Origin of the sequence: Caballeronia sp. INML2 (genome assembly GCF_023631365.1) — a bacterium.
GTDB classification, from domain to species: Bacteria; Pseudomonadota; Gammaproteobacteria; order Burkholderiales; family Burkholderiaceae; genus Caballeronia; species Caballeronia turbans.
Map to the genome: position 1 here is coordinate 1 of NZ_JALQDH010000167.1, position 2064 is coordinate 2064.

Annotated in this window: 2 protein-coding genes; both read right to left on the reverse strand. The window is 57.5% G+C overall.

Going from position 1 to position 2064, the window contains the following annotated elements; all coding sequences use genetic code 11:
• Positions 1 to 674: 674 nt before the first annotated feature.
• Complete coding sequence (locus NCT32_RS36730; RefSeq protein ID WP_250491533.1) at positions 675 to 1232, reverse strand: carboxymuconolactone decarboxylase family protein; 558 nt, start codon at positions 1230 to 1232, stop codon at positions 675 to 677.
• Positions 1233 to 1385: 153 nt separating this feature from the next.
• Positions 1386 to 2064 (reverse strand): LysR substrate-binding domain-containing protein (locus NCT32_RS36735; RefSeq protein WP_250491534.1); only part of this gene is annotated, 679 nt, incomplete at its 5' end.

The following is a 2064-nucleotide window of genomic DNA, read 5'->3' on the forward strand; positions in this document are numbered from 1 at the left end:
GCGACCCTTGCATCAGCAAGCCAGCCTCACGACTCTAAACACTAAACCCGCTGTTGCACTTCATCCTTGAAACCGCCCGCTTTATCGCACCGTCGAATACCCTGAGAAACGTAAACTGAGACGTCGCCTCTGAGATAGATTTCGCTCGCCCCTTCGCTATACGAGGATCAACAAAGCGCGGATGGTCCATGATTCATCGAGCCTCTGCTGTTTACAGTCGGTGTGCCAGGTCGGCGATTACGAAGAAGTCGATGCGGCTTTTTAGCTAGATGAGGTGTTGGTGAGGGCATTCACGTCTACTAGAGCAACGAGTTCAACAATAGGTGCGTCCTCGACGGGCCTGCCTGAAAAGCCGCGAATGCCGTCAGTACGACCGGGCTGCTGCCGAAGAAACGGTAAAAATTCGGCAGACGCCCAGCTTCTGATAGACGACGTCAAGTACCAGCTTGTTTTCGATTGGAGCGTCGTTTCGCGTGGAGATGTGCAAGCGAGACATCGACTGTTCCCTCACGGATCGACGCGCCTGCCAGGCGCGAGAATCCGGCGTATTGCATCGAAAGAAGTGTTACGGCCCAACCGCGCGCCCATAGCGAACTGCGCGTGGTCAGAACGGAGCAACCAGCCATCGAAACCAAGTAGCCGGACGTCTCAAATCGGTGCCCGGTCCATCCGGACTAGGCGACTTTACGGGCCCGGGTCTGAAGCGGCCGGAACGTCGCGTCGATGTCGGTCTTGAAGGTGTTGTTGAAGAGGTTGGTGATGAAGCTGAACGCGGTCTCGGCGACGATGTCAACGATCTGCTCGTTGGTGTAACCCGCAGCTCGCACCGCTTCGACGTCCGCGTCTTCGATGTGACCGCGCGACGTGGCGATCCTGTAGGCGAACTGGAGCGCGGCGTCGGCCTTGGGATCGGTCGAGTGACCGTCACGGTTGAGTTCCATGTCTTCCGGTGTCAGCCCCTGCAGCTTTGCGCCGAGGTAAGTGTGCGCCGACAGGCAGTAGTTGCAGCCGTTCGCTTCGGCGGTCATCACGTGGATGCGTTCGCGGGTCTTGTGACCGAGGCTTTTGCCGAGCGCGCCGTGCATGTCGGCGATCGCCTTCAGGGCGTCAGGGGATTGCGAGATCAGGGCGAAGAAGTTCGGGACTACGCCGAGAACTTTTTCGTAGTTCGCGAGGATCGGTTGCGCTTTGGCGGGAGCTGCATCTTTCGAGGGGATGGGGAGGCGGGCCATGAGATTTCTCCGTTAATCCGAGCCACCGTGGCTTCGGTAGGGAGATAGTACGGACTTCCGCCCAAAACAATAATTGGCTATTTTTGAGAGCTGACCTTCCACCAAACGAAAGTATGAGGAGTTGGAAAGAGGAGTATTCGGAGCGACCGCCCGTCAGGTCCTACCTAGCTCCGACATAGCTGACCGCAAACGGTCTGCTGCGAAGTCGAGGAAAACACGCATCTTGAGAGGCAACAGCCTGCGCTCCCCGTGAACGAGACTGATAGGAATGGACTCGACATTGAACTTTTGGAGGACGTGGACAAGCTCCCCTGCGCGGAGCGAGGCATCGCAGTGGTAGCGGTACACCCTCGTCAGACCAGTACGACGAAGCGCGGCCTGCACGGCAGCCTCGGCTGTCGTTACAGATAGCCGCGGAATGATGTTGACGTTGAAATCGTGTTTGGTCGCAGGGTCGCGAAACGACCAGGTTGCGGTGGAAGGGCCAGCGAAAACGACGCACGGAAGTTTCTCCAGGTCATGGGGGTGTGTCGGTATGCCGTGCGCAGCTAGCAGGTCCGGCGAAGCGCACACCAGTGTTTCCATAGCGCCGACATGGGTTGCAATCATATTGCTGTCCGGCAAGGTGCCAATGCGAACCGCCATATCAACGTGGTCGTCGTAGAGATGAAGATTCCGATCGGAGAGAATCAGCTGGACGTTGATCTCGGGGTAGGCAGCCAGGAAGTCGGTAACGATGGGCAAGATGTACATCTGTGTGGCGCGACAATCTGGATGAGAGACGCGCGACAAACAAGATGAGAATGTCGCGGTGAGGTTGATGATGCCGATG

Coding starts and splice junctions, on each gene's coding strand:
- NCT32_RS36730 (WP_250491533.1), bottom strand. CDS start 1,232: ATGGCCCGCCTCCCCATCCCCTCGAAAGATGCAGCTCCCGCCAAAGCG.